At 36.3% G+C, this 3,258-nt stretch carries 1 rRNA gene; it reads left to right on the top strand.

Features of this window, described 5'->3' with window-relative positions:
* The first annotated feature begins 206 nt into the window (after positions 1-206).
* Positions 207-3,254: ribosomal RNA gene (locus IEX62_RS24175) — 23S ribosomal RNA — on the top strand.
* The last annotated feature ends 4 nt before the right edge of the window (positions 3,255-3,258 follow it).

The raw sequence follows: 3,258 nt of genomic DNA, 5'->3' as shown, positions 1-3,258 counted from the left end.
CTTTGGGAGGGAGATTTTCTGTGTTCGAGTCACAGTAATCCGATGAGTTGGTTTACGTTACCCCCCTCCTCCACCCCCCCCCCCCTGCAGTACTGCAGGGCGGGGGGACGGGGGGATGGGGGTAGCGAATTAATTAATTGTATAATGAAGAAGTCTTAGAAATGTAATGGATATAAAGCTTATGTTTATATATATAGACATATATAAGTATATAAAGAGACTACTACCAATAGCTACACTATGTATTAAGGAGAGTATAACTTAATTTATGTTTATGATTTTATCATACCCCTAAAAATGACACCGAGGAGCAAGGGTCGGGTTAGCATCCTGGTTCGTACACCTTGGTGACCTAGGCTAGTACCAGGTCCCCCTCTAAGGGACTTGTCCCCCTCTAAGGGACTTGCGTCGGTCCTATCCTAGGCCGAATAGGTGAATAAATACTTACGGACGGCCTTGGTCTGTCCTAGAGGTTATCAACATATGAACTCTTAGAGAAATTACTTAATAAACGAAGTGAATTGAAATATCTTATTAACTTCAGGAAAAGAAATCAAACGAGATTCTATGATTAGTGTGAACGAAAATAGAGCAGCCTATTAAAATAAGTAAAATGGCTTTAAAGCTGTTTGAATATTGTGGGGAACCTTCCTCAAAGGCTAAATATAATACATGAGTTACAGAGAAAAGTACCGTGAGGGAAAGCTTTGAAATAGTAGTTTTATAAGCAGCTCAAGCAATAAGAAAGCGAGAGCGTACCTTTTGCATAATGGGTCACCAAGTTAATTTTAGATGCGAGCGAATTTATTTATGTTTTTACTGATTAAACAATATAATGAATCATAATTATTTTTGTAACGAGTATTAGTATTAAATCTTAATTTAATATTAGTATAAGTTTTCAGTATGGCGGCTACATAGCATAATCTATGCAGCCAGCCAATAATTGGATTTCCAATCCAATTTCGGTAATAAATAGATGTGCATAGTTAAACCGATCATTAAAATAATGAATAGTGTCTAAAGTTAGACCCGAAGCCTGGTGATCTTACTATAGTCAGGACTATAAAGGTCCGAACGGGTTATCGTTGCAAAGATATCCGAAGAACTATGGTAAGCGAGTGAAAGACAACACTGACTAGGATAGCTGGTTTTCTGCGAAACCTATAATAGTAGGCAATTTAAGTAACATCTTAGTAGGTACAGAACTTAATCTCAGACAAGATGTAGATTTTCATACCTATGTTTAGGTATGAAATGCATTTTTTTTTGTATACATCGGGGGATCGTGAAGATTTTATCGGTGAGTATGTAGACTCGGAATGACAAAGATGAATCTTGAATAATCAGACATAGAATGATAAGGTTGTATGTCAAAAGGGAAACAGCCCAGACCAAGAGTTAAGGTTCCAAAATTATTATTAAGTGAAATAAAGAAAGTTTTTATATAAGTCGACAAGAAGATGGGCTTGGAAGCAGCCATAATTTAAAGATCTCGTAACAGAGCACTTGTTAAATCTTAAAAGCATCGAAAATTTAACGGATCTAAATAATATACCGAAACCTTGTCCATATGTAACATTAGTAATAATATGCTATTAATGTTATTTGATGGGGTAGCAGAACGTTGAGTGAATCTTAGATTTTTTTTTTATAACTAAATATAGATGATAACTCAAGTGAGAATGGTGACATGAGTAACAAAAAAGAGTTTAAGGTACCTAAAAGGTATCTTAGAGTCTCGCCTAAAGCTTATGGCTACGTCAAGTAACGGCCTCTAAGTTTATAATCTGAAGATTATGACGATGAGAAAATAACGCGCAGAAGTGCGCTGCTTTGATACTTATGGTACCAACATTTAAAAGTGAAAATTGTGCAGGAAGGATCAGTATCCTTTCATTCTTATGTGGGGGAGTGGACAAAACTGAACAGAGTGTATCTGAACACAGATGAGTCCACACCCCCCCCCATGTAATGAATGAATGACAAACCGTACCTAGAATCTGAAACAAGTAAGCTAGTAGAGAATACGAAGGCGTGAATGAGATAACAATCATAAAGGAACTCGGCAAACTAACTACCGTAACTTAGGGATAAGGAGAGCTCATTAGTCTCGATTAATACGAGTAAAAAGGAAGAAGCATGGAATATTGTTGTACGACTGTTTAATTAAAACAAAGCACTTTGCAAAAAGACGATAAGTCTAAGTATTGAGTGTGATTTCTGCCCGATGCCGGCTGGTTAACGAATTTTCTAAATTGAAAAAAAATTTGGTTTCAGAGGAACCCCCGGTTAATGGCGGCCTTAGCGTGAGGGTCCTAAGGTAGCGAAATGCCTTGGCCGTTAAATGCGGTCTTGCATGAATGATGTAACGATACAACAGCTGTCTCTATGATTGACTCAGTGAAATTGGAATAACTGTGCAGATACAGTTTACCTCTAGTTAGACGAGAAGACCCTATGCAGCTTTACTGTTACTAATTATTGAATACGATTCTGAAAATTTCCAGTGTAAAAGGTAATCGATAAGATATAATTGAAACACCTTTATTTTTCTATCGTATTATTAAACCTTAAATTAAGGAACAATTGTTAGAAGACAGTTTATGCGGGGCACAGGCCCCATAAAGAGTAAATGGGTGTGTCTAAAATTTATAAATTTATGTTTGCAATTTTTTATAGTGATTATATATCAAATCATCTTTATGCTATTCATAGAGTGTATTTATTATATTCCTTGGGTACAGTATAAAAATTATATATGTATTAATTTACATATATTTTTTCTAAGAAATTAGGTAAGATTTTGTTTATAGAGAAATTAGATGTAAAAAAAAAATCTTATGAGGGCGGTATTTAATAATCCGCTTCTAATATTTTTTTGTAGTTATTATTATAAATTTAATAATAATCATGTTTATTACTTAAAAAGCTTAATGGCTTAATCTTGCCTTACTGTTTGATTAACAACAAATCTTACAGTCGCGTAAGCGGGGCATAGGATCACAAGATACAAAAAGGAAAGATCTTGGATTTTTGGAAAAGCTACGCTAGGGATGTTTGTCCTTCAATATTCTATTTAAGGGTGCTCCAAATGAGGCCTAAGGTGAAGCCTCAGCAAGCTCCACCCTTCGCAATGTAGCCTTAATAATTTAGTGCTCCTGCAGTCCTTTTTTTTCCCCCGCAAGCTTGCGGGTAGCCTCCGGCTAAGCGAAGCTCGGCCCTACCACTTCCCCCCCCCCCTGCAGTACTGCAGGG

The organism is Paenibacillus hunanensis, assembly GCF_014645615.1.
GTDB classification, from domain to species: domain Bacteria; phylum Bacillota; class Bacilli; order Paenibacillales; family Paenibacillaceae; genus Saccharibacillus; species Saccharibacillus hunanensis.
The sequence above is the reverse complement of the archived record's forward strand: the minus strand, read 5'-3'. Positions and strand labels throughout refer to the sequence as shown.